Origin of the sequence: Thiocystis violacea (assembly GCF_016583575.1) — a bacterium.
Taxonomy (GTDB): Bacteria; Pseudomonadota; Gammaproteobacteria; order Chromatiales; family Chromatiaceae; genus Thiocystis; species Thiocystis violacea.
Genome location: NZ_NRRG01000042.1, coordinates 1 through 22,202, shown reverse-complemented (window position 1 = coordinate 22,202; position 22,202 = coordinate 1). Strand labels below are relative to the sequence as shown.

At 64.0% G+C, this 22,202-nt stretch carries 22 protein-coding genes; 16 read left to right on the top strand and 6 right to left on the bottom strand.

The genetic code is table 11. The features are described from left to right. Positions 1-5: 5 nt before the first annotated feature. Together CKO27_RS17520 and CKO27_RS17515 are read right to left on the bottom strand one after the other, a co-directional pair. Complete coding sequence (locus CKO27_RS17520; protein WP_242470969.1) at positions 6-575, bottom strand: L,D-transpeptidase family protein; 570 nt, start codon at positions 573-575, stop codon at positions 6-8. 130 nt (positions 576-705) lie between these two features. Continuing rightward, positions 706-2,148, bottom strand: a complete 1,443-nt coding sequence (locus CKO27_RS17515; protein WP_200376213.1) for a LysM peptidoglycan-binding domain-containing protein — start codon at positions 2,146-2,148, stop codon at positions 706-708. A gap of 179 nt (positions 2,149-2,327) precedes the next feature. Here CKO27_RS17515 and CKO27_RS17510 point away from each other — a divergent pair, with 179 nt between their 5' ends. Genes CKO27_RS17510 through dnaQ form a run of 3 tightly spaced genes read left to right on the top strand, consistent with a single transcriptional unit; the run spans position 2,328 to position 4,253 of the window. Then, complete coding sequence (locus CKO27_RS17510; protein WP_200376212.1) at positions 2,328-3,092, top strand: class I SAM-dependent methyltransferase; 765 nt, start codon at positions 2,328-2,330, stop codon at positions 3,090-3,092. Then, positions 3,085-3,528: a ribonuclease HI gene (gene rnhA / locus CKO27_RS17505; RefSeq protein WP_200376211.1), complete on the top strand. Its 444-nt coding sequence runs from the start codon at positions 3,085-3,087 to the stop codon at positions 3,526-3,528. The genes CKO27_RS17510 and rnhA overlap by 8 nt, the downstream gene beginning before the upstream one ends. Continuing rightward, positions 3,528-4,253 carry a DNA polymerase III subunit epsilon gene (gene dnaQ / locus CKO27_RS17500; RefSeq protein WP_200376210.1) on the top strand — a complete coding sequence of 242 codons (726 nt, stop codon included), beginning with the start codon at positions 3,528-3,530 and terminating at the stop codon, positions 4,251-4,253. Before rnhA ends, dnaQ begins: the two co-directional genes overlap by 1 nt. A 30-nt stretch (positions 4,254-4,283) precedes the next feature. Here dnaQ and fnr read toward each other — a convergent pair whose 3' ends face one another. After that, the gene (gene fnr / locus CKO27_RS17495) at positions 4,284-5,045 is read right to left on the bottom strand and encodes a fumarate/nitrate reduction transcriptional regulator Fnr (protein ID WP_200376209.1); all 762 of its coding nucleotides are present in this window, start codon (positions 5,043-5,045) and stop codon (positions 4,284-4,286) included. Positions 5,046-5,321: 276 nt separating this feature from the next. Between fnr and CKO27_RS17490 the strand changes: the two genes are divergently transcribed. From CKO27_RS17490 to CKO27_RS17430, 13 genes are all read left to right on the top strand, one after another. After that, positions 5,322-6,965, top strand: coding sequence for a CTP synthase (locus tag CKO27_RS17490; RefSeq protein WP_200376208.1), 1,644 nt, complete (start codon positions 5,322-5,324; stop codon positions 6,963-6,965). Then, positions 6,962-7,792 carry a 3-deoxy-8-phosphooctulonate synthase gene (gene kdsA / locus CKO27_RS17485; protein ID WP_200376207.1) on the top strand — a complete coding sequence of 277 codons (831 nt, stop codon included), beginning with the start codon at positions 6,962-6,964 and terminating at the stop codon, positions 7,790-7,792. Before CKO27_RS17490 ends, kdsA begins: the two co-directional genes overlap by 4 nt. A 304-nt stretch (positions 7,793-8,096) precedes the next feature. Next, on the top strand, positions 8,097-8,432 hold the full coding sequence (locus CKO27_RS17480) for a hypothetical protein (RefSeq protein ID WP_200376205.1): 336 nt from the start codon (positions 8,097-8,099) through the stop codon (positions 8,430-8,432). Positions 8,433-9,646: 1,214 nt separating this feature from the next. Then, complete coding sequence (eno, locus tag CKO27_RS17475) at positions 9,647-10,924, top strand: phosphopyruvate hydratase (RefSeq protein ID WP_200376204.1); 1,278 nt, start codon at positions 9,647-9,649, stop codon at positions 10,922-10,924. Positions 10,925-10,986: 62 nt separating this feature from the next. Further along, positions 10,987-11,280, top strand: coding sequence for a cell division protein FtsB (ftsB, locus tag CKO27_RS17470; RefSeq protein WP_200376202.1), 294 nt, complete (start codon positions 10,987-10,989; stop codon positions 11,278-11,280). After that, a complete protein-coding gene (ispD, locus tag CKO27_RS17465; protein ID WP_200376201.1) occupies positions 11,277-11,987 on the top strand; it encodes a 2-C-methyl-D-erythritol 4-phosphate cytidylyltransferase in 711 nt (236 codons plus the stop codon). The genes ftsB and ispD overlap by 4 nt, the downstream gene beginning before the upstream one ends. Positions 11,988-12,027: 40 nt before the next feature. Next, positions 12,028-12,507, top strand: a complete 480-nt coding sequence (ispF, locus tag CKO27_RS17460) for a 2-C-methyl-D-erythritol 2,4-cyclodiphosphate synthase (RefSeq protein ID WP_200376200.1) — start codon at positions 12,028-12,030, stop codon at positions 12,505-12,507. 38 nt (positions 12,508-12,545) lie between these two features. Further along, entirely contained in the window at positions 12,546-13,619 is a 1,074-nt protein-coding gene (gene truD, locus CKO27_RS17455; protein ID WP_200376199.1) for a tRNA pseudouridine(13) synthase TruD, read from the top strand. A gap of 445 nt (positions 13,620-14,064) precedes the next feature. Then, positions 14,065-14,988 carry an ATP-binding response regulator gene (locus tag CKO27_RS17450; RefSeq protein WP_200376198.1) on the top strand — a complete coding sequence of 308 codons (924 nt, stop codon included), beginning with the start codon at positions 14,065-14,067 and terminating at the stop codon, positions 14,986-14,988. A gap of 60 nt (positions 14,989-15,048) precedes the next feature. After that, positions 15,049-16,491 (top strand): TldD/PmbA family protein, encoded by a 1,443-nt coding sequence (locus tag CKO27_RS17445; protein ID WP_200376197.1) that lies wholly within the window; start codon positions 15,049-15,051, stop codon positions 16,489-16,491. Next, entirely contained in the window at positions 16,488-17,807 is a 1,320-nt protein-coding gene (locus CKO27_RS17440) for a TldD/PmbA family protein (protein WP_200376196.1), read from the top strand. The genes CKO27_RS17445 and CKO27_RS17440 overlap by 4 nt, the downstream gene beginning before the upstream one ends. Positions 17,808-17,930: 123 nt before the next feature. Continuing rightward, complete coding sequence (locus tag CKO27_RS17435) at positions 17,931-18,377, top strand: BLUF domain-containing protein (protein WP_200376195.1); 447 nt, start codon at positions 17,931-17,933, stop codon at positions 18,375-18,377. Positions 18,378-18,385: 8 nt separating this feature from the next. Next, positions 18,386-18,922, top strand: a complete 537-nt coding sequence (locus tag CKO27_RS17430; protein ID WP_200376194.1) for a DUF4124 domain-containing protein — start codon at positions 18,386-18,388, stop codon at positions 18,920-18,922. Positions 18,923-18,943: 21 nt separating this feature from the next. On the opposite strand, the gene CKO27_RS17425 is transcribed toward CKO27_RS17430, so the two are convergent. The 3 genes from CKO27_RS17425 to lpdA form a co-directional block, all read right to left on the bottom strand. Further along, a complete protein-coding gene (locus CKO27_RS17425; protein WP_200376192.1) occupies positions 18,944-19,639 on the bottom strand; it encodes an RsiV family protein in 696 nt (231 codons plus the stop codon). Positions 19,640-19,776: 137 nt separating this feature from the next. Further along, positions 19,777-20,322, bottom strand: a complete 546-nt coding sequence (locus tag CKO27_RS17420) for a hypothetical protein (protein WP_200376191.1) — start codon at positions 20,320-20,322, stop codon at positions 19,777-19,779. Between the two features lie 19 nt (positions 20,323-20,341). Continuing rightward, positions 20,342-22,042, bottom strand: a complete 1,701-nt coding sequence (lpdA, locus tag CKO27_RS17415; protein ID WP_200376190.1) for a dihydrolipoyl dehydrogenase — start codon at positions 22,040-22,042, stop codon at positions 20,342-20,344. Positions 22,043-22,202: the final 160 nt, after the last annotated feature.

Genomic DNA, 22,202 nt, shown 5'->3' with positions numbered 1-22,202 from the left:
CTGGATCAGGGCAGGATCTCGATCGGCGTACCCAGGGCGGTCAGTGACCAGATCTCATCGATCGCCCGATTCGAGACGGCGATGCAGCCTTGGGTCCAGTCTCCCGCGAGCGGCTCCGCGCCGCCCCGAGCGTTCGGCTGACCGTGGATCATGATCAGCCCGCCAGGCGATTGGCCCCTGAACCGCGCGCGCCGGACATCGCGCGTATTCGGGTAGGAGATCCGCAGCGACTTGCGGTAGCGGCTGCGATCGTTGCGTCGGTCGATCCGGTAGTGTCCCTCGGGGGTTCGTCCGTCCCCCTCGTGCCGCTTGTGACCATCGGGCCTGAAGCCGAGCGCGATCCCATAGGTCCGCAACGCCTGCTCGCCGCGCATCAGGTAGAGTCGGCGTTCGGATTTTCGGACCACCAGGCGGTCGGCCATCCCCGGCTTGGGCGGATCGAAGGGCCGTTCGGTCTTGGCCGGGGCTGACCCTGGATAAGGCAGGATGGACATCCCGAGCGCGCTCATCGACACAACCAGGGAAAGCGACAGGAGAATCCGCGCGAGTCGCGCGGGCGGGTCGGATTGGCTCAAACCCGTCTTCCCCATAGGGCATGAAGAGAATCCGAGAGCCTCGAACGATCGGCGTGGCGGTCATCCCCAGGGCTTGGCCGACCGCGCATCGAGAACCCATCGCGGTCAGGGAGGGAAGGGGTCCAGCCGATCAGGTCGAGCTGCCGGAACCGCCGCGGTAGATGCGAACCGTGTCGCCCGGCTTGAGTCGATTGTCGGCGAGGTGATTCCAGCGCCGGATATCCGCGATCGAGACGCCATAGCGACGCGCCAGCGCCGTGATGGAGTCCCCTTGCCGGACCCGATGGGTGACGACATCCGGGGCCTTGCGGGTCGGGATGTTCAGGGTCTGTCCGGGAAGCAGGGTCTCGCGGGCGGCGAGGCCGTTCCATTCGGCGAGAGTCTTCTGGTCCAGTCCATGCCGGAGCGCGATCGAGGCCAGGGTCTCGCCGTTCTTGACCAGATGCGCCCTGGAGTCCGAGAAAGGCGCGGCGGTGGTCTCTGACACCTGTCTCTGATTCAGTCTCACGGCGACGCGCGATTCGCCCGCGATGGGCATGGTTTCCACGCTGACGAGTGGGGCGGCCGCGCTGATCCGGCGGCCCTTCCCGGCCGGAACCGCGAGTCGGGTCAGCGGCGGATGGTTTTTCTTGCCGAGCTTGAGATCGGGGTTGAGTCGCTTCAGGTCGGCGAGATCGACACCGCCGGCCAGCGCCACCTTGACCAGATCCATGGGCTGACTGCCGCGAATCACCTCGATCCGAGGCTGATCCGCGATGGCCGGAAGATGCTGACCATAGCGGCGGGACTCGGCGACCAGCTTGGCGGCGGCCAGGATCTGCGGAACGTATTGCTTGGTCTCGTTCGGCAGGTTCAGCGACCAGAAATCCGTCGGTTTGCCGGCGCGGCGGTTAGCTTCCTGGGCCGACGCGACACGTCCGGGACCACAGTTGTAGGCGGCCATGGCCAGTTCCCAGTCGCCATCGAACCGCTTGTTGAGCATTTCGAGATAGTCCATCGCGGCGCGGGTCGAGGCGATGACGTCGCGTCGCTCGTCCGTGCTCCCGTCCAGTCGCAGACCCATCTCGCGCGCGGTGTAGGGCATGAACTGCCACATGCCGGCGGCGGCCTTGGGCGAGGTGGCGGAGGGGTTGTAGCGGCTCTCCACATGGGGGAGGAGCGCCAGTTCCATCGGGAAGCCGCGACGCTCGATCTCCGCCACGATGGTGGGCAGGTAGGGGGAGGCACGTTGCGACATCTTCTCAAGATAGCGGGGGTCGCGACGGAATTGCTCCAGCTTGCTGTCGATGCTTGAATTGGCCTGAAGGTCCAGTTGCATCCCGACGCGCACACGCTGCCAGACGTCGCCACCCTGACCCTGACCTCGCTCGACGACGCGGGTCCGTCCCGTGACCACCACGTCGCGGGCTGGTCTGACGTAGCCGTACTCACGCGCCGAGACCATGCCCACGTAGGCTCCATGGGACTCATCCATGGCGGTGAAATCGTTCTTGCTGGCGCAACCGGTGAAAAACGGTAAGGCGAGGGCCGACAGCGCGCAGGCTGTAAGCCCCAGAAGTCTGACTTCTGGCATGGGCACCCCGAGGAAATTAACGTAACTCTCTGTATGAGCGAAACATTATTAATATTGTCGGCGTATGATACGCAAAGGACGGAACGAATTCCAGGTTTAACCGGATCCTAGTTCCGGATCCGCCGCTGCGACAGCCGGGCCGATCACGGTTACCATGTGCGTCCAGCAGAGGCATTCGAATGACCGTCGATCCAACCCAGGCACCCAAGCCCGCCCCCTTCCAGGACTGGTATCGCACACCGCTCGGCGCCGCCGTGGCGCGGATCGAGTGCGCCTGCGTCCAGCGGCTCCTGGCCAATACCTTCGGGTATTACCTGGTCCAGGTGGGCGCGAGCGATGGCTTTCGCGAGGCCCTGGCGTCGAGCCGGATCCGGCACCGGATCCTGTTGCCCGGCGAGCCGTTCGATGGACGCGGGCAATCCGGCATCGTGGGTCTGCCGACCGCGCTGCCGCTGGCCTCGGACAGCATCGACGCGCTTCTGCTGCCGCATACCCTGGACGACTCGGATCACCCCAGGGCCGTGCTGGGCGAGGCCGAGCGGGTACTGATTCCCGAGGGGCGCCTGGTGATCGTCGGTTTCAACGCCCTGAGCCTCTGGGGGCTCGCGCGTCTCTGGTGGCCCGCCAGGCGTCGCCTGCCCTGGCGCGCGCGGTTTCGGCTCGCATCCCAGGTCGAGCACTGGTTGTCCGATCTGGGATTCGATATCGAGGCGCGCGAATATGCCCTCTTCTGCCCACCCTGGGGTTCGCCACTGAGGCCGCGTTGTGTCTCGCTCGATGCCCTCGGCCGAAGGTTCTGGCCCATGCTGGGAGGTATCTACGTGATTCGCGCGGTCAAGCGGGTGGCGACCCTGACTCCACTCAGACCTTACCGGACCAGTCGGCGCGCCCTGCTACCGGGTCGCGCCGTGCGTCCGACAACCCGAGGAACGGGCCATGCCTGATTGCGTCGAAGCCTTTACCGATGGTGCCTGCAAGGGCAATCCTGGTCCCGGCGGCTGGGGGGTGCTGCTGCGCTGGGGCGAGGTCGAGCAGGAACTCCACGGTGGCGAGCGCGCGACGACCAACAACCGCATGGAGTTGATGGCGGTGATCGCGGCGTTTGAGTCACTCAAGCAAGCGAGCCGGATCCGGGTCACCACCGACTCGCAGTACGTCAAGCGCGGGGTCGGGGAATGGATGCCGCGCTGGAAGCGCAACGGCTGGCTGACCGCCGACCGCAAGCCGGTCAAGAACCGCGACCTCTGGGAGCGGCTGGATCTCGCGCTCGGTCAGCATGAGGTGAGCTGGCGCTGGGTCAAGGGGCATGCCGGGCATGCCGAGAACGAGCGGGCCGACCGGCTCGCCAACCAGGGTGTTCCAAGCCTGGGGGGACGCTGATGCGTCAGATCGTGCTCGATACCGAGACCACGGGTCTCGAGCCTCGCGAGGGGCACCGGATCATCGAGATCGGCTGTGTCGAGATGATCGACCGCCGCTTGACCGGCAACAATTTCCATCAGTACCTCCAGCCCGACCGCGAGATCGACGCCGGCGCGGAAGAGGTGCACGGGATCAGTAACGCCTTCCTCGCGGACAAGCCGCGTTTCGCCGAGGCGGCCGAGCGCTTCGTCCGCTACGTGGAAGGCGCCGAGCTGATCATCCATAACGCCCCCTTCGACGTTGGCTTTCTGGATCATGAACTCGGGCGCTGGCGCCCGGACGCGCCCCGCATCGCCGATCTTTGCGAGGTGACCGACACCCTGGTGATGGCCCGCCGGCTGCATCCGGGGCAACGCAACGGCCTGGACGCGCTCTGCAAACGCTATTCGGTCGACAATTCGCATCGCGAGCGCCATGGGGCGCTGCTCGACGCCGAGATCCTGGCGGACGTCTATCTCGCCATGACGGGGGGGCAGGTCGCCTTGCACCTGGGGGGCGACGCGGGCGATGAGCCGGGCCAGGCCAACCGCTCCCAGTCGCGCGGTCGGATCGACCCGAACCGGCCGCGGCTACGGGTCGTGAAGGCGCGTGAGCCTGAATGCGAAGCCCACGCCGCGCGGCTGCTGGCGATTCAGTCGTCCAGTCCGGACGGCTGTGTCTGGCTCAAGGACGGTTGTCGGTGATCCGCGGGCGGCGCGACCCGCGACCGCGATTCAGGTTTGCTGTTGCTGCTGGCGTCGGTTCTGGCTCGATCCGCCGACGAGCGATTCCAGGGCCAGCAGATCGAGCAGTTGGATGTGCTTGCGGTCGACCCGCATCAGACCATCGTCCTGGAAGCGCGTGAACAGCCGGCTCACGGTCTCGACCGCGAGCCCCAGATAATTCCCGATCTCATGGCGCGACATGCTGAGATAGAAGTCCGAGGGCGAGAGGCCGCGTTTGTGAAGACGCTGCGAGAGACTGAGCAGAAAGGCGGCCAGCCGCTCTTCCGCGTTCTTCTTCCCGAGCAGCAGCAGCATCTCCGTATCCTGGCCGATCTCCTTGCTGAGCAGGCGGTACATCTGGTGTTGCAGGCTGGGGATGGCGGCGGTCAGCTCCTCCAGGCGAGCGAAGGGAAGCTCGCAGATCGCGGAGGTTTCCAGCACCTTGGCCGAGCAGGCATGCATGTCCTTGTCGATGGCGTCCAGGCCGATGAGCTCGCCCGGCAGATGGAAACCCAGGACTTGCTCGCCGCCCTCGGGGCTGGGCGCGAAGGTCTTGACCGAGCCGGTCTTGACCACGAACAGCGAGCGGAAGCGATCGCTCTCGCGAAACAGGAAGTCTCCGCGGTGCAAGGGGCGCGCCCGTTTGACGATGTCGTCGAGCCGTTCCACATCCTCGGAGTTCAGCCCCATGGGTAGACAAAGAGCGGACAGCGTGCAGTTCTTGCACGCCACGCGGATGGTTTCTATCGAGATCACTCTGCTCTGGCTCAACGCGCCGCCCCCTTACGCCCCGACGTTTCGGTAACGTTCTTGTGATTGATCTGGGTCAAGTCCGGTCATTTTGTAACCTGATCCATGTCAGAATACAAGTGCTTAAGACCGTGTACGAGCCGGCGTTCCAGGCCGGGCGACAGGCGTTGGGGCGAGCGCTCCAGCGGGTCGGCCCGCTCGCTATCAGGGACCGTCCGGATTGAGCCGGCGCGGCGATTTTGGTAGCTTGTCGGGGCATTCGGGTCATGACTCTCCCACCCTCCTTTCGCGTTCCCTATGACAAAATTTATTTTCATCACCGGCGGTGTCGTCTCATCGCTGGGTAAAGGCATTGCCTCGGCCTCGCTGGCCGCCCTGCTTGAGGCGCGCGGTCTTCGCGTCACCATGATCAAGCTCGACCCCTACATCAATGTCGATCCGGGCACCATGAGCCCGTTTCAGCATGGCGAGGTCTATGTCACCGACGACGGGGCCGAGACCGATCTGGACCTCGGTCACTACGAGCGTTTCCTGCGCACCCGCATGGGGCGTAACAACAACTTCACGACCGGTCAGATCTACGAGAGCGTGATCCGCAAGGAGCGTCGCGGCGACTATCTCGGTCGCACCGTGCAGGTGATTCCGCACATCACCGACGAGATCAAGCAGAGCATCCGCCTGGGCGCCGAGGGCGCCGATATCGCCATGGTCGAGATCGGCGGCACTGTCGGCGACATCGAGTCGCTGCCCTTCCTGGAGGCGATCCGCCAGATGCGGGTGGAGGAGGGACGCGAGAACGCGCTCTTCATGCACCTGACCCTGGTGCCCTACATCCGGACCGCCGGCGAGATCAAGACCAAGCCGACCCAGCACTCGGTCAAGGAACTGCGCTCCATCGGCATCCAGCCCGACATCCTGCTGTGCCGCGCCGAGCACAACCTGCCGGACGAGGAGCGCCGCAAGATCGCGCTCTTCACCAACGTCTCCGAGAACGCCGTCATTTCGGCGGTGGACGCGGACAACATCTATCGCATCCCGCGTCTGCTCCATGACCAGAAGCTCGACGACCTGGTGGTGCGTCAGTTCCATCTAGAGGTTCCCGAGGCGGATCTGGTCGAGTGGGATCGGGTGATCGATGGCTTCGATCATCCCAAGCAGTCCGTGCGCGTCGGCATGGTCGGCAAGTACATGCATCTCACCGAGGCTTACAAGTCGCTGTCCGAGGCCCTGGCGCACGCGGGCGTGCATACCGGGACCAAGGTCGAGATCCTCTATCTGGATTCCGAGGAGATCGAGCAGAAGGGTCCGGATGGTCTGAACGGTCTGGACGCCATTCTGGTTCCGGGCGGTTTCGGCGAGCGCGGGATCGAGGGCAAGATCGCGACCGCCCGTTATGCTCGGGAGCGCCGCATCCCCTATCTGGGAATCTGTCTGGGCATGCAGGTCGCGGTGATCGAATACGCCCGCCACATGTCCGGCATGGAAGGCGCTCACAGTACCGAGTTCGACCGCCAGACCCCGCATCCGGTGATTGCGCTCATCACCGAATGGCGCGACGAGAGCGGCAAGGTCGAGACTCGCGCCGAGGGTGGCGATCTGGGCGGTTCCATGCGTCTGGGCGGACAGAACTGCCGTCTGGAGCCCGGCAGCCTGGCCCGTTCGGTCTACGGCACGGCCCAGGTGCGCGAGCGCCATCGTCATCGTTACGAATTCAACAACCGTTACCTCAATCAGCTCCAGGACGCGGGGATGCGTTTCTCCGGCTGGTCGCTGGACAATCGGCTGGTCGAGATCATCGAGATCCCGGACCACCCCTGGTTCATCGCCTGTCAGTTCCATCCGGAATTCACCTCGACCCCGCGCGACGGGCATCCGCTGTTCCGAGGCTTCATTCGCGCCGCGCTCGCCCAGCGCGAGCGCACGGGAGTCAAGGCCGCATGATGCCGCTCGGCCCGTTCGAGGTCGGGATCGACCGGCCCCTGTTCCTGATCGCCGGACCCTGCGTCATCGAGAGCGAGGCGCTGGCCCAGGAAACGGCCGGGGCCTTGAAGGAGATGACGGACGCGCTCGGCATCCCCTTCATCTACAAATCCTCGTTCGACAAGGCCAACCGGTCATCGGGCGACAGCTTTCGTGGACCTGGGCTTGAGGCGGGGCTGCGGATTCTGGAGTCCGTGCGCGAGCGGATCGGGGTCGCGATCCTGACCGACGTGCACGAGGACACCCCGCTCGGCGAGGTCGCCGCCGTCGTCGACGTGCTCCAGACCCCGGCCTTTCTCTGCCGCCAGACCAATTTCATCCAGGCCGTGGCCAGTCAGGGCAAGCCGGTCAACATCAAGAAGGGCCAATTCCTCGCCCCCTGGGACATGCGTCATGTGGTCGACAAGGCGCGCGCGACCGGCAACGAGCACATCATGGTCTGCGAACGCGGCGTCTCCTTCGGCTACAACAACCTGGTCTCGGACATGCGCTCACTGGCGGTCATGCGCGAGACCGGCTGCCCCGTGGTGTTCGACGCGACCCACTCGGTGCAGCTGCCGGGTGGACAGGGCGATCGCTCCGGCGGTCAGCGCGAATTCGTCCCCGTGCTGGCGCGCGCCGCCGTCGCCGCCGGAGTCGCCGGACTCTTCATGGAGACCCATCCGCGCCCCGACGAGGCGCTGAGCGATGGCCCCAACGCCTGGCCGCTCGGCCGCATGCGCGAGCTGCTGGCGACGCTGGTCGAGATCGATCGGGTGGTCAAGGCCGCCGGCTTCGCGGAAGCCTGATGTTGGATGGGCGGTAGCGCCCCAATCGATAGGATTTCGTGGGAGCGGCTTTTAGCCGCGATGAGCGCCGACGCGAGGTTGTTCGCGGCTGTAAGCCGCTCCCACGGGTGTGCGCGTGTGTTGTCATCCTACGAATCGAGGCACTACCGGATGGGTAAAGTGCCGCGTGCCCATCTTCACCGCTTCGCTCCTACGGCCGAGGCGGTTCCGGACATCCGAACGCGGTAGGTCGCTGCGCCGATCATTCGATTCCCACCAATGTTGGCTAATCAGGTAGCGGTTTATGGAGCGGGTGCGAACAGCCATGCGTGGTTTTTCCCGATCGGATAAGGGGCTCCTGGCGCGAGGGCTATTGGTCTTCGCATTGGCCATGGTCGCCGCGCCGACCTACTCGCAGTTGGCGTATCAGGCATTCGAGTATGTAATCAGCAAGCATGGTCAACGCTGTGACGCCGTGACCAGGACGCAGGCGATCGGAACCGGCTCCAATGGCGATGCCCTGGTCGCGGTCGCTTGCTCGAATGGCGGCGAGCATGTCGTGAGCATCCGCAAGGACAACGCTCTGTCCTACATGACCTCGTGCGCGAGTCTCGAATCCCGTGCTGGAATTCGTTGTTTCGACTCCAGTGCTAAGGAATGAACGTCCTGATGGTGTTTTCCGCCATGGAACCGATCACCGGGAAGCTGCGAAAGGCAGGCTACGAAGCCTCATTCGAGCGGCCGGATTGACGGCGACTGAATTCGTAGCGACGGTGTAGTTCGCAGGCATGTTGGGGTTCGCTATCGCTTACCCCAACGAGGGCCGAAGCGTAAATTGTAGGATGGGCAAAGCACAGTGTGCCCATTTTACCCAACTACGCGGGCTGCTTAACCTTATCCCTTGGGCGAAACGTACAATAATGAAATTAGGCCCAAGTAACCGTTCAGATATCTCACTAGCTCTAATCCACTTGACGGGATATCGAAACGGCCGTTTAGCAATCGATCTATTGATGAATCTTCTTTCCGAACAGCGAATCCGCGCATCAGGAAACGAGGGTTACATAAAAGGTATGCAGTCAGCTGTTTGCTTTACAGAAATGCCTCTTTCATCGGTCCATCGGCTTGTGGAGTCATCGCGGTGCTCAGGACATCCATACTCCTGCTATGGAGTCGCTCTTCATAAATCGCATGCGTTTTCACGTGGTGCTAGACCAGTAATATATCTGCCGGATGATGAGGCGGCATGGATACCACCCGAACAAAAATGGAGGCATGTAAGATTTGAGCATGGAGAGGTTGATTTTACTCATGAACGGGAGTGGCGATCGCCAGGTGATTTTTTACTCACTGGCATCGGCTTCTATGTGATTGTGGGTTCAAGAGATTGTGAAAATAGAATCCGTAGTTATGTCCCGTCTGTAAGCCTTGATAATATTCTTGGGTTCATACATATGGAAACGATTTGCGACTTTCTGTAATCAATTTTGTCTGGCGCGGCTGGGGTTTAACGAGAGTAAATATTAGTAGCAGAAATAGCCTAACAAGCGGTTAAAGAGCAGACCCTGCGGGCGGCACGGCGCGCATTCTTCGAACCCGAACATCAGGGTCGTGAAGGTACAAACATCGCCATTATAGGTCCTGCGTGGCATAAGCTTTCCCCAATCTCGAAAGCCGTGAATCCCGCGCTCCGAAGGAACACCAAGAACACCAGATTAAAGCCTGACCAACTCCGCCAAGGATTTCGCGAACGTGCCGCTGAACATCGCCCGATCCGGATTCCGCGATCTTTCATCCAGGCTATGCTGGCCGCAGGTAAGATAGCGCGGTTCGCGAACATCCATTTTTCAACATACGTTTCAGGAGTCACCCAGCATGTCCGAAATCGTCGACGTCCGCGCCCGCGAGGTGCTTGATTCTCGTGGCAATCCCACGGTCGAGGCCGATGTCATCACCGCCGATGGCGCGATCGGTCGCGCCATCGTCCCGTCCGGCGCCTCGACCGGCTCGCGCGAGGCCCTGGAGCTGCGCGATGGCGATAAGTCCAGGTACGGCGGCAAGGGTGTCTTGACCGCTGTCGGCAACATCCAGGGCGAGCTGCGCTCGGCGGTGCTGGGCATGGAGGTCGCCGATCAGGAGGCGATCGATCGGCGCATGATCGAGCTGGACGGCACCGACAACAAGGCGCGACTGGGCGCGAACGCCCTGCTGGGTCTGTCTCTCGCCGCCGCCCATGCCTCCGCCCAGGAGAAGGCGCTGCCGCTGTTCATGTCGCTGTGCGGCGGTCCCTATCGGCTGCCGGTGCCCATGATGAACATCATCAACGGCGGTTCGCACGCGGACAACAGCGTCGATTTCCAGGAGTTCATGATCCTGCCGGTCGGCGCCGGGAGCATCCGCGAGGCGGTGCGCTATGGTGCCGAGGTCTTCCATGCCCTCCAGTCCGTGCTGAAAGGTCGCGGATTGGGCACGGCGGTGGGCGACGAGGGTGGCTTCGCCCCGAATCTGTCCTCCAACGAGGCGGCGATCGAGGCGATCCTGGAGGCCGTCACCAAGGCCGGATTCAAGATCGGTTCCGACATCCAGCTCGGCATGGACGTGGCGGCCTCCGAGTTCTACAAGGACGGCAAATACGTCCTCGCGGGCGAGGGCCGCACGCTCGATTCCGACGGCATGATCGATCTGCTCGCGCAGTGGGTGTCCAAGTATCCCATCCTCTCGATCGAGGACGGTCTCGCCGAGGGCGACTGGGACGGCTGGAAGCGCCTCACCGAGCGTCTGGGCGACAAGGTCCAGATCGTCGGCGACGACCTTTTCGTGACCAACACCCGCATTCTCAAGGAAGGCATCGACAAGGGTGTCGCCAACTCCATTCTCATCAAGGTCAACCAGATCGGCACCCTGACCGAGACCCTGGAGGCGATCGAGATGGCGCATGACGCGGGCTACACGGCCGTCATCTCGCACCGCTCGGGCGAGACCGAGGACACCACGATCGCCGATCTGTCGGTGGCCATGGGGACGGGCCAGATCAAGACCGGTTCGCTGTCCCGCTCCGACCGGGTGGCCAAGTACAACCAGTTGATGCGCATCGAGGACCAGTTGGCCGAGGAGGCCATCTACGCCGGTCGCGATGCCTTCAAGTGGCTCTGACGTCGTTCCGTTTGGCCTCGGTCCCTCGTGGTCCGGGGCTTTAAGCCAAGAAAGGCCCCACGATGCGCTGGCTGATTGCTGTGCTGGTCGTTCTTCTAGTCGCGCTCCAGTACCGGCTTTGGGTCGGAGAGGGGAGCCTGGCCGATCTCCATGGCCTAAAGGGGGAGATCGCCTTTCAGGAGGCCGAGATCAAACGAATGCAAACCCGTAACCAGGAGCTTCAGGCCGAGGTCGAGGATCTCGGCCGGGGATCGGAAGCGGTCGAGGAACGCGCGCGCAGCGAACTCGGCATGATCAAGCCAGGCGAGATCTTCATCCAGGTCATCGAACGACCCAAGCCGGCGGCCAAGCCATGACGGCGGAACCCAGGCTCTGGGTGATCCTGCCGGCCGCCGGGGTCGGGCGCCGGATGGGAAGCGCGGTCCCCAAACAGTATCTGGAACTCGCGGGTCGCACGGTGCTCGAACATACGCTGGATCTCTTCCTGGCTCATGCTCGCCTCAGCGGGATCGTGGTCGCCCTGGGGGCGGAAGACGGTTATTGGGATTCGACCGCCCATGCGACCCATCCCAAGGTGATCCGTGCGCCCGGTGGCGCGGAGCGCTGCCATTCCGTCCTCAATGCCGTCTCGGCCCTGACGGAGCGAGCCGCCGACCGTGATTGGGTTCTGGTCCACGATGCCGCGCGTCCCTGTCTGCGACTGGATGATCTGAACCGGCTGATCGGCGCCCTGCTGGAGGACGAGGTCGGCGGTCTGCTCGGCATTCCGGTGCGCGACACCATGAAGCGCGCGAACGCCGGGGGGCGCGTCGAGACGACCCTGGATCGGGCGAGTCTCTGGCACGCCTACACGCCCCAGATGTTCCGTCTCGACCTCTTGCGGCGCGCCCTGCGCGAGGCGTTGGAGGCGAACGATCTGGTCACCGACGAGGCTTCGGCGGTCGAACGCCTGGGTCTGGAGCCGCGTCTGATCGAGGGGCACGCGGACAACATCAAGATCACCCGGGCGGAAGACCTTCCGCTCGCCGAGTTCTATCTGCGACAGCAGGGACGGATTGGTTAATCAAGCCCTTGGCTCGTCGCCGAGGGTTGGAGGCTCAAGCATGTTGATCGGTCAGGGCTTCGATGCCCATCGTTTCGCCCCAGGGCGCCGCCTGGTGCTCGGCGGTCTGGAAATCCCTCACGACGAGGGGATGCTCGCCCACTCGGACGGCGATGTCCTTATCCACGCCCTCTGCGACGCGCTCCTGGGCGCGGCCGGTCTGGGGGATATCGGCCGGCATTTTCCGGATACGGATGACGCCTACGCGGGCATCGACAGCCGTATTTTGCTGCGGCGTGTGATGGAGAGCCTGCACGGACTCGGGCTGCGGGTTCACAACGCGGACATGACCCTCATCGCCCAGCGTCCCAAGCTCGCCAGCCATATTCCCGGCATGCGCGAGATCCTGGCCGCCGACATGGGCTGCGACCCGAGGCGTGTCAACGTCAAGGCGACGACCATGGAGGGGATGGGCTTTACCGGGCGCGGCGAGGGAATCGCGGCCTCGGCGGCCGTGCTGTTGCGGGAGGAGACGAACTGAACCCCCTGGCACCCCCGTCGATCGTCACTTCCGCCGCCATGTCGGAACCGCCCCTGCCAAGCTGGACATCGTCCCCGGATCTGCCGCGCGCGCACGGCGCTCCGCTTGGCGAGGGCCGACTGCGTGTCGAGCCGGAGGATTTCCGCGTCACCGAAAGGCTCGGCTTCAACCCGGACGGCGAGGGCGATCACCTCTTGCTCTGGGTTCGCAAGACCAGCGCCAATACCGAATGGGTCGCGCGCCGCCTGGCGGCGGTGGCGGGCGTGCCGGTCTCCACGGTGGGCTACGCGGGTCTCAAGGATCGTCACGCCATCACCGAGCAGTGGTTCTCCATCCCGAAACCGCGCGAGGGCCTGCCGGACTGGACTCCCCTAGGCGATCAGGGCATCGAGGTTCTGGAGACGCATCCGCATCGCCGCAAGCTCAAGCGCGGCGCGCTCGCCGGGAATCGCTTTCGCATCCAGGCGCGCGATTGCCCGGTCGGCGTCGAGGATCTGGAGACGCGCCTGGCCGCGATCCGCGCGCGCGGGGTGCCCAACTATTTCGGCGAGCAACGCTTCGGACACGCGGACGGAAATCTGCGCCAGGCCCATGCCCTGCTGACCGGCGCGGCGCGGCGGGTCGTGCGCCATCAGCGCGGTCTCTGGCTCTCGGCCGCTCGCTCGCAGATCTTCAACGAGTTGTTGGCCGAGCGGGTGCGGCGCGACGATTGGGATCGTCCCCAGCCCGGCGAGGCTTTGCAGCTCGCCGGCAGTCACTCATTTTTTGTCGCCAATACGATCGACGATACCCTGGTCGCGCGCTGCGGGCAGCGGGATCTCCACCCAACCGGTCCGCTCTGGGGGGCGGGTGATCCGCCGACAGGGCCGGGCGTGCGCGCGCTTGAGGTCTCGATCGCCCAGGGCTTCGCGCCCTGGCTGGAGCGGCTCGCCGGCCTGGGTCTGGAGCAGGAGCGGCGCGCCCTGCGCTTGCCGGTCGATGACCTGGTGGGTGAACTGGACGGAACTGGTCTGAGGCTGGAATTCAGCCTGCCGTCCGGGGCCTATGCGACCGCCGTGCTGCGGGAAATCATCACCTGGCCTCTGGGCGATGCCGTCTCGATTGGCGACTGATCGATCAATTTTGCGATCCAGTACCGCATTCCCCATTGACTTGGCGGTTAGGATGCGACTGGAAAAATGGCGCGCGGTGATAAGGTGATTTCCGGGAAACCCTGTACCCGCGATCCGCGTCGTCATAGACAGGATTTCGCAGGATTGACAGGATTGATAAAGCGCTGTTTTTAATCCTGTCAATCTTGAAAAATCCTGTAAATCCTGTCCATTTCCGGAGCTTTGGGTTGGGTATGGACTTTCCCGGAAATCGCCCAAGACTCGAGTTTGCGCATCCGTCACACCGGCTCGAAACGCTCGAACGACCATGAAATTCCAGCCGTCGGCGCCGCGATGCGAATAGGTGTTCACGGGTGTTTGCCGGGTCGCGAAATCGACCGATTATGGGAACCCATGCCGCCGGTGGATTGGAACCGGTGGTTTCGCTACCGACAGGAGGATCCTGATGGCTAAGCTGCTGGTCGTGGATGACGAACCGATCAATCTGGATATCATCGCCAATTGTCTGGAGGACGAGCATCAACTGAGTTTCGCCCATGATGGGCTTGAAGCCTGGCAGATGTTGAAGGAGGAGCCCTCGCTTTACGATGGCGTGATCCTCGACCGGATGATGCCTCGGATGGACGGGATGGACGTGTTGAAACGCCTCAAGGCGGACACCCGTTTTCGCGACGTGCCGGTCATCATGCAGAGCGCGGCGGATAGCTCCGAGCAGGTCGCCGAGGGCCTTGCCGCCGGCGCCTGGTACTACCTCGCCAAGCCCTATGCCCCCAAGGCGCTGCGGAGCATCGTCAACGCCGCGCTCGACGACCGGCGTAACCGCAAGGATCTGGCCAGAATCGGGGGCGAACTGCACCGCATCCTCTGCATGACCGACAGCGCCACCTTCAGTTTTCGCAGTCTCGACGATGTCACGGTTCTGTCGTCCGCGCTGGCTCAGATGTGCCCCAGCCCCGAGTCGGCGTCCATGGGTCTCGCCGAGCTGATGCTCAATGCCGTCGAGCATGGCAATCTGGGTATCGACTACGCCGAAAAGGGTCGTCTGATCGAGGACGGGCTCTGGAAGGAGGAGGTCGAGCGCCGTCTGGCCGAGCCCGATCAGGCCGATCGCCATGCCTGCCTGAGCCTTAGGCGCGAGGCGGGTCGCCTCTCTTTCACCATCTTCGACCAGGGCCAGGGTTTCGAATGGCGCGACTATCTGGATCTGGATCCGGCCCGCGCCTTCGATAGCCACGGCCGCGGCATTGCCATGGCCCGTCATCTGGCCTTTTCGTCGCTGGAGTATCAGGGAACGGGCAACCAGGTGACGGTGACGATCGCGCTGACCGAACCGGATCCGAACAAGCCCGAGGCTGGCGAGGACGGTTGACAACCGGCCCAGCCCCGTCGACAGTCAAGCCTGATCTCCATCACGGCTTGCCATCGACCCATGGACCAACTGTCCGACATCGCCCAGCGTTTCATTTCCCAAGCCCCAGCCTGCGATGGCTGGACCCTGCGTCTGGTCGCCGAGGAAAGCGATCATCTGGAGGTGCGCCAGGGGGTGGTCGAGCCGAGCCTGATTGGCCGCTCGCTGGGGGGCATGATCACGGTGATCGAGGGCGCCGGCATCGGCTACGCGGCCACCAGCGATCTCGGTCCCGCCGGATTGCGCGCGGCCTCGGAGCGCGCGCTGGCCTGGGCGCGCGTCCATGCCCGATCCGGGTTGTTCGACGCCGCGCTCTATCCCATTGGCCAATTGACCGCCGACTATCGCGCCCAGGTTCGCGAGCCTTGGGACTCCATGCCGCTGGCCTCGAAACTCGATCGGCTGCGACTGGCCAACCAGTCCCTGGCCATCGATGACCGGATCCTCGACTGGGGGGCCTGGCTCGGTCATCGCCGCGTCGAGCAGTTGTTGGTCACCAGCGCCGGCGGTCGGGTCTCCCAGGTTCTCGAATACGTTCATTCGGGTCTGTTCGCGGTCGCCAACGAGGGCAGCCAGACCCAGCGCCGTCACGGTGGCGGGGCGGATGGCGCGCGCCAGGGCGGATTGGAGAACCTCGCGGCGTTCGGGTTCCTGGAGCAGGCCCCCAGGGTCGCCGAGGAGGCGATCGCGCTGCTTTCGGCCCCCGAGTGTCCGAGCGATGTTCGGGATCTGATTCTGACGCCGGGCCAGATGGTGCTCCAGATCCATGAGAGCATCGGCCATCCGCTGGAGTTGGACCGCATCCTGGGCGACGAGCGCAACTATGCCGGCACCAGCTTCGTCACCCCCGAAATGTTCGGCCGCTATCGTTACGGCTCCGAGCTTCTGAACGTTACCTTCGACCCGAGCGTTCCGGGCGAGTTGGTCTCGCTGGCCGCCGATGACGACGGCACCCCGGCGACTCGCGAGTATCTGATCCGCGCCGGTGTCCTGGAGCGACCCTTGGGCGGCGCCCTGTCCCAGGCGCGTTCCGGTCTGCCGGGGACCGCCAACAGCCGCGCCAGCGGTTGGGATCGGCCTCCCATCGACCGCATGGGCAACATCAATCTGGAACCGGGGCAGGGCGGCCTGGCCGATCTGATCGCTCGGGTGGAGCGGGGCGTGCTGATGGATACCAACCGTTCCTGGTCGATCGACGACAGTCGTAACAAATTCCAGTTCGGCTGCGAACTGGGACACCTGATCGAGGACGGACAGCTCAAGGGGCTGGTGCGCAATCCGGGCTATCGGGGCCGCTCGGCCGATTTCTGGCGCAGCCTGGATGGCGTGGGCGGTCCCGAGACGCTGGAGGTCCGGGGTGTGCGCAACTGCGGCAAGGGCGAGCCGAACCAGTCCGTCTATGTCGGACATGCCGCGCCACCCTGTCTGTTCCGGAACATCGCGGTCTTCGGAGGTGGCGAATGAACCCGGACGTCTTTTTCTCGCTGGCCGAGCGGCTCCAGTCCCATCTGAGCGGCTCCGAGATTCTTTTTTGCAACCTGAGCGGCGAGGTCTCCGACTTCGTGCGCTTGAATCGTGGTCGTATTCGCCAGGCCGGCAGCGTGCAGGCCGGCGGGCTGGGTCTGACGCTCATCGACGGAGCCAGACAAGCGGATGCGGGCTGTGACCTGACCGGCGATCCGGACATGGATCTCGCGCGGGCTCGGCATCTGCTGGAGCGTCTGCGCGAGCGACTGACCTTCCTCCCCGAGGATCCCTATCTGAGCTATTCGACCGAGGCCAGCGAGGGCCTGGCCGACATGGGTGGTGAACCGCCACCCGCCGAGGAGGCCATCGCGATGCTGGTCGAGGCGGCGGAGGGGCTGGATCTGGTCGGCCTCTGGGCCAGTGGCGAGATCCACGAGGGGCTCGCCAGCTCCATCGGTCATCGTCGCTGGCATCGCAGCCGCAGCTTCCATCTCGACTGGAGCGGCTATCGCGGGGGCGACAAGGCGCTCAAGTCGAGTTATGGCGGCGCCCACTGGGATCCGGACCGGCTGCGCGAAAAGCTGCAAGCCATGCGCGATGGACTGGAGGTCATGAGTCGCCCCTCACGCACCATCCAGCCCGGTCGCTATCGGGCCTATCTCGCGCCGGCGGCGGTCGAGGAACTGATGGGGATGCTGGCCTGGGGCGGTTTCGATCTCAAGGGACACAAGACACATCAGACGCCGTTGCTCAAACTGGTTCGGGGCGAGCGAGTCCTGAGTCCGGCGCTCAGCATCCGCGAGGACCACGCGCGTGGTCTGACGCCCGATTTCACCCCGGAGGGTTTTCTCAAGCCGTCCTCGGTGACCCTGATCGAAGGCGGTGCCTTCGCCGCATGCCTGGTGGACGCGCGCGCCGGCAAGGAGTATGGCGAGACGGTCAACGCGGCCTCCGAATCGCCCGAATCCCTGAGTCTGGACCCCGGCGAGCTGCCCCAGGCCGAGGTGCTGGCCCGACTGGAAACGGGACTCTGGATCGGCAACCTTTGGTACGGCAACTGGTCGGACATGAACGATTGTCGGATCACGGGCATGACCCGTTTCGGCACCTTCTGGGTCGAAGGCGGCGAGATTGTCGCTCCGGTGGAGGCGATGCGCTTCGATGACAGTCTCTACCACCTCCTGGGCGACCGTCTGGAGGGACTGACGCGCGAGCGCGAGCGGCTACTTTCCTCGGATACCTACGAGGGGCGGTCGAGCGCCAGCGCCCTCTTGCCAGGGATCCTGGTCTCAGGGATCGACCTGGCACTCTGAGCGAACGCGCGGATCGCGCGAGGATCTGGTGGTCGAGCGGTTCAAGGAGCCACCGCCGATTTCCAGGATGGTCCGACGGTTGGATTCTACGAGCATCCGACCAACGCACTTTCGGAGCAGGCCATGACCAATTGCCGACTCATTTACCGCAGCACCTGTACCGACAAGCTCATGCCGAACGAGGATCTGCGCCGGTTGATCGAGCAGAGCGCCGAGAGCAATCGCCAGCATGGAATCACCGGCATGCTGGTTCTGTCCGGGGACCAATTCCTGCAAGCGCTCGAGGGGCCGTCCGAGGCCGTGAACGCCCTCTACGCGCGACTCATCCGGGACGAACGCCACCATGACCTGAGGCTCATCTCCTACGAGCCGATTCAGGAGAGCTATTTCGAGGACTGGGGCATGTCGCTGGTCGATCTCTACGATCTGCCGAAGCCTGTTCGCAGCATCCTGGCCCGCAAATATCCATCGAAGGACGGCGCGGTCCGGATCCCGGAGCGTCTGCACGAACTGTATGCCTTCTTGCTGGATGCCAAATTCATCTGTTTAGGGAGGCCGTGGGACAAATGAACCCATCCATGTTGTCGACACAAGGACGTAGGCATTCGGCCCGGTCGCGATGGTTATGGCTCTCGTTCCTGCTGCTGGGCATCGGCTCCGACGCCCTCGCCTCGGAGTCGCTGTATCGCTGGGTGGACGGTCAGGGACAGGTCAATTTCAGCGATCAGCCGCCGCCAACCTCGACCGGCCCGGTCGAGGTTCAAACCCTGCCGGCCGTGCCGGCGGCGAAAACGCCGGCCGACGACCGCTATTCCGTGGTGAATCAAGCCAGACGGATGGAGGAAGAGCGTCTGCAACGTGAGCAGGTTCGCCGGGACGCCGAGCAGCGGAGTCTGGAGGCACGGCGACAACTCCTAGCGATCGAGGCGGAACGGGCGAAGGCGGAGGCTGAGAATACGACCCGCGAGCGCTATTTCGTCCACCCGATCCCGAGGCATCCGCGCCCGCCTCGATCCCCCGGATTCGAGCCGCGTCCGCCCGGACCGGATCAGGGTCCGCCAAGAAGACCCGAGCGTCGGCCCCAGACCTCGTTGGTGAAACCCTCGCGGCCTTAACGACCTATCGAGCCGAATGACTCAGGGCGCGAAGAGAGCCGGATCGAGGATGCCGGCCAGGCGGGAATAGGGAATCAGAACCTCCTGGGGGCCGGCCGCGTAGGGCGCGACGGCATAGGGCGGGAAGACGACGGTCAAACCATCGGGGCCAGGATAAAGCAGGCGATAGTTCTCGGGCCTGGCCTCCGTGCCGGCGCGCAGCCAGTCGGAATCCGAGGCGAGGTCGTCGCGTTGACCGAGCTGTTCGAGACAATGAGACGCGAGCGCCTCGGTCCAGGGCGCGCCGGGTTTGAACAGACGCTCTGGTGGGAGGCGTTCGCCATTCGTCCGGTCGATCAGCAGCGGTTCCATGACCGGCATGCCGTGCGCCCCGCCGCCATAGGCGTAGCCATTGAAGGCGATCAGGACGTAAGTCCCGGTGATGAAAGGCTCGTCGTAGGCGATATCCAAGGACGCCGCTGGCATGTCCAGCGCCTTTTCCGCGTCCGCGAGCGGTGTGTCCTGTTCCTCGACGAAGGGCTCGATGAGTGTTTCGACGAAGGCGCGAATCGTCCGGTTGACGACCACCAGGCCAGGCTCACGAAAGACCGGGTAAACGGCCGAGACCGAGTACCCTTGCCCGGTATCCGCGATCTTGCCCTCCTCGATGTTTGCCGCCCGCGCGATGAGTGGCGCGAGGGCGGTCAGGCAGAGTAATAGGATTCGTAGAGGTTTCATTCTTGGCAGGTCTCGAAACCACGGCGCTTGAAATACAAGAATGGATCAGGTCCGCATAAATCCTGTCAATCCTGCGAAATCCTGTTAATCCTGTCCATTGAAGACCTTGCCGTGGGTATGGGCTTTCAGGACATCAACTATTTCGTCGGCGCCTGGGCATTGGTCTCGACGAACAGATTCCCGCGTCCTTTCTTGATGTAGTAATCGCAGTCCTTCTCGCCAGCGGACTTCAGTACGCCGACCTTTCGGCCGTCGGTCTTCAGGAACACGCAACGCTTGCGGCTCGGGTTCCACCAATACTCGGGGCCACCGTGTTCGCCAGCCGGCTGGAGCAACTCGTAGCCCCGCTTGGCCATTTCCCGCTGGCCATCATCCAGATCCTTCGAGGTCAGATCCTCCAGATCGGTCGCCTTTTCCAGTGCCCAGCCTGAACCGGAGGCCAGCGCCAGCGTCATCAGCAGGGCCGCCGCTTGCGCGCCTTGTTTGGACATGATGCCTTTCATGATCGTCATCTCGTCTTGGTGGGTTGAAGGTTTACCGAATCTCGACCGCCATGCCGAAAGTAGCTGGCTTTTCGTTTCTGGACCCTTGCGCCGCATTCCTAAACAAAGATCTGTTCGATGCTGTCCACTGAACGCCATATAGGGATGCCGCGACCCCGCATCAATCATCCGCGTGACCATGGCGGGGTCGCGTGGCGGGCTAGTGCCGTTTGGGCGGCATCAGATCCGTGATCGATCCGTGCGCCATCTCCGCCGCCAGTCCGATCGTCTCGCTGAGGGTCGGATGCGGATGGACGGTGAGACCGATGTCTTCCATGTCCGCGCCCATCTCCAGCGCCAGCACGGCCTCGCCGATCAACTCGCCGGCGTTGGGTCCGGCGATGCCGGCGCCCAGGATGCGCTTGGTCTCGGGGTCGAACAGCAGCTTGGTCAGACCCTCGTCGCGATGGATGCCGAGCGCCCGGCCACTCGCGGCCCAGGGGAAGACGCCCTTTTCATAGGGGATGCCCTTGGCCTTGGCCTTGGTCTCGGTCAGACCCATCCAGGCGACCTCGGGATCGGTATAGGCGACCGAGGGGATGGTCAGCGGATCGAAGAGGGCGGGCAGGCCGGCGATGACCTCGGCCGCGACCTTGGCCTCGTGGGTCGCCTTGTGGGCGAGCATGGGGCCGCCGACCACGTCGCCGATCGCCAGGATGTTGAGCACATTGGTGCGCATGTGGCCATCGACCTGGATGAAACCGTGTTTATCGACCATGACACCGGCCGCTTCCGCGTTGATCAGCTTGCCGTTGGGCAGGCGTCCGACGGCGACCAGTACCTTGTCGTAGGTCTCCTCGCCCGCGTGCTTGCCCTCGAAGACGACCTTGATGCCCTCGGGTCCGGCGCTCATGCTGGCGACCTTGGTCTCCAGGCGGATGGTGCCGTAGCGTTTCTTGATGACCTTCTCGACGCAACGCACCAGATCCAGATCGCAGCCAGGCATCAACTGATCCTTGAGCTCGACCACCTCGATCCTGGAGCCGAGCGCGCTGTAGACGCTCGCCATCTCCAGGCCGATGATGCCGCCCCCGACCACCAGCATCCGCGCCGGGATGTCGGCGATCTCGAGCGCGTCGGTGGAGTCCATGACGCGCGGATCCTCGTGCGGGAAGCCGGGGATCTTCATCGGCGAGGAGCCGCAGGCGATGATGCAGTGATCGAAACGAATGCCCACCCGGCCTTCCCTGGTCTCGACGCCGATGCGGTTGGGCGACTCGAAACGGCCAGTACCCTGAATGACCTCGACCTTGCGCTGCTTGGCCAGGGCGGAGAGTCCGCCGGTGAGCTTGGCGACCACCTTGTCCTTGCCCGCGCGCATCTTGTCCAAATCGACCTCGGGCTCGCCGTAGGTCACGCCCATGACGCCCAGCGTCTTGACCTCCTCCATGATGGCGGCGGTATGCAGCAGCGCCTTGGATGGGATGCAGCCGACGTTCAGACAGACACCGCCGAGCCGGTCGTAACGCTCGATCAGGACGACCTTCTTGCCCAGGTCGGCGGCGCGGAAGGCGGCGGTGTAGCCGCCGGGTCCGGCGCCGAGCACCACGACCTCGGTGATCAGATCGACGGACGTGGACTCGGCGTCGGCTGCCGGTTCCGAACCCTGGTCGGCGCTGTCGGACGGCTCAAGGGTCAGGATCGTATCGCCCAGCGAGACCCGCTCGCCGACCTTGACGTTCAGATTCAGGATGGTCCCGGCACGCGGCGAGGGGATCTCCACGGTTGCCTTGTCGCTTTCGATCGCGATCAGCGATCCCCCCTTGGCCACCTCGTCTCCCGGCACGACCAGAATCTCGACGATTTCCACGTCCTTGAAATCTCCGATATCCGGAACCTTGACCTCGATCGTATCGCTCATGATTTCCTGTTTCTCTCTGTGCCTACAGGGGTAGGCATGGGGTTATGAATGGGTTAGATGGCGACAATGCTAAACGATCGCCGGGGAAGAGGCGAAGCTGATCGACGGGAGAGAGCTGGTCTTTCGGGGCCGTGCGATCGGGGGTGGCGGCTGTCGAGGG

What these genes read in the sequence shown, in the direction of transcription:
- CKO27_RS17515 (WP_200376213.1), bottom strand. Translation starts at nt 2,148, where the DNA reads ATGCCAGAAGTCAGACTTCTGGGGCTTACAGCCTGCGCGCTGTCGGCC.
- CKO27_RS17480 (WP_200376205.1), top strand. Translation starts at nt 8,097, where the DNA reads ATGCGTGGTTTTTCCCGATCGGATAAGGGGCTCCTGGCGCGAGGGCTA.
- eno (WP_200376204.1), top strand. Translation starts at nt 9,647, where the DNA reads ATGTCCGAAATCGTCGACGTCCGCGCCCGCGAGGTGCTTGATTCTCGT.
- ispF (WP_200376200.1), top strand. Translation starts at nt 12,028, where the DNA reads ATGTTGATCGGTCAGGGCTTCGATGCCCATCGTTTCGCCCCAGGGCGC.
- lpdA (WP_200376190.1), bottom strand. Translation starts at nt 22,042, where the DNA reads ATGAGCGATACGATCGAGGTCAAGGTTCCGGATATCGGAGATTTCAAG.
- CKO27_RS17420 (WP_200376191.1), bottom strand. Translation starts at nt 20,322, where the DNA reads ATGGTCACGCGGATGATTGATGCGGGGTCGCGGCATCCCTATATGGCG.
- CKO27_RS17435 (WP_200376195.1), top strand. Translation starts at nt 17,931, where the DNA reads ATGACCAATTGCCGACTCATTTACCGCAGCACCTGTACCGACAAGCTC.
- CKO27_RS17440 (WP_200376196.1), top strand. Translation starts at nt 16,488, where the DNA reads ATGAACCCGGACGTCTTTTTCTCGCTGGCCGAGCGGCTCCAGTCCCAT.
- ispD (WP_200376201.1), top strand. Translation starts at nt 11,277, where the DNA reads ATGACGGCGGAACCCAGGCTCTGGGTGATCCTGCCGGCCGCCGGGGTC.
- CKO27_RS17510 (WP_200376212.1), top strand. Translation starts at nt 2,328, where the DNA reads ATGACCGTCGATCCAACCCAGGCACCCAAGCCCGCCCCCTTCCAGGAC.
- CKO27_RS17490 (WP_200376208.1), top strand. Translation starts at nt 5,322, where the DNA reads ATGACAAAATTTATTTTCATCACCGGCGGTGTCGTCTCATCGCTGGGT.
- dnaQ (WP_200376210.1), top strand. Translation starts at nt 3,528, where the DNA reads ATGCGTCAGATCGTGCTCGATACCGAGACCACGGGTCTCGAGCCTCGC.
- truD (WP_200376199.1), top strand. Translation starts at nt 12,546, where the DNA reads ATGTCGGAACCGCCCCTGCCAAGCTGGACATCGTCCCCGGATCTGCCG.
- rnhA (WP_200376211.1), top strand. Translation starts at nt 3,085, where the DNA reads ATGCCTGATTGCGTCGAAGCCTTTACCGATGGTGCCTGCAAGGGCAAT.
- ftsB (WP_200376202.1), top strand. Translation starts at nt 10,987, where the DNA reads ATGCGCTGGCTGATTGCTGTGCTGGTCGTTCTTCTAGTCGCGCTCCAG.
- kdsA (WP_200376207.1), top strand. Translation starts at nt 6,962, where the DNA reads ATGATGCCGCTCGGCCCGTTCGAGGTCGGGATCGACCGGCCCCTGTTC.
- CKO27_RS17450 (WP_200376198.1), top strand. Translation starts at nt 14,065, where the DNA reads ATGGCTAAGCTGCTGGTCGTGGATGACGAACCGATCAATCTGGATATC.
- CKO27_RS17445 (WP_200376197.1), top strand. Translation starts at nt 15,049, where the DNA reads ATGGACCAACTGTCCGACATCGCCCAGCGTTTCATTTCCCAAGCCCCA.
- CKO27_RS17425 (WP_200376192.1), bottom strand. Translation starts at nt 19,639, where the DNA reads ATGAAACCTCTACGAATCCTATTACTCTGCCTGACCGCCCTCGCGCCA.
- CKO27_RS17430 (WP_200376194.1), top strand. Translation starts at nt 18,386, where the DNA reads ATGTTGTCGACACAAGGACGTAGGCATTCGGCCCGGTCGCGATGGTTA.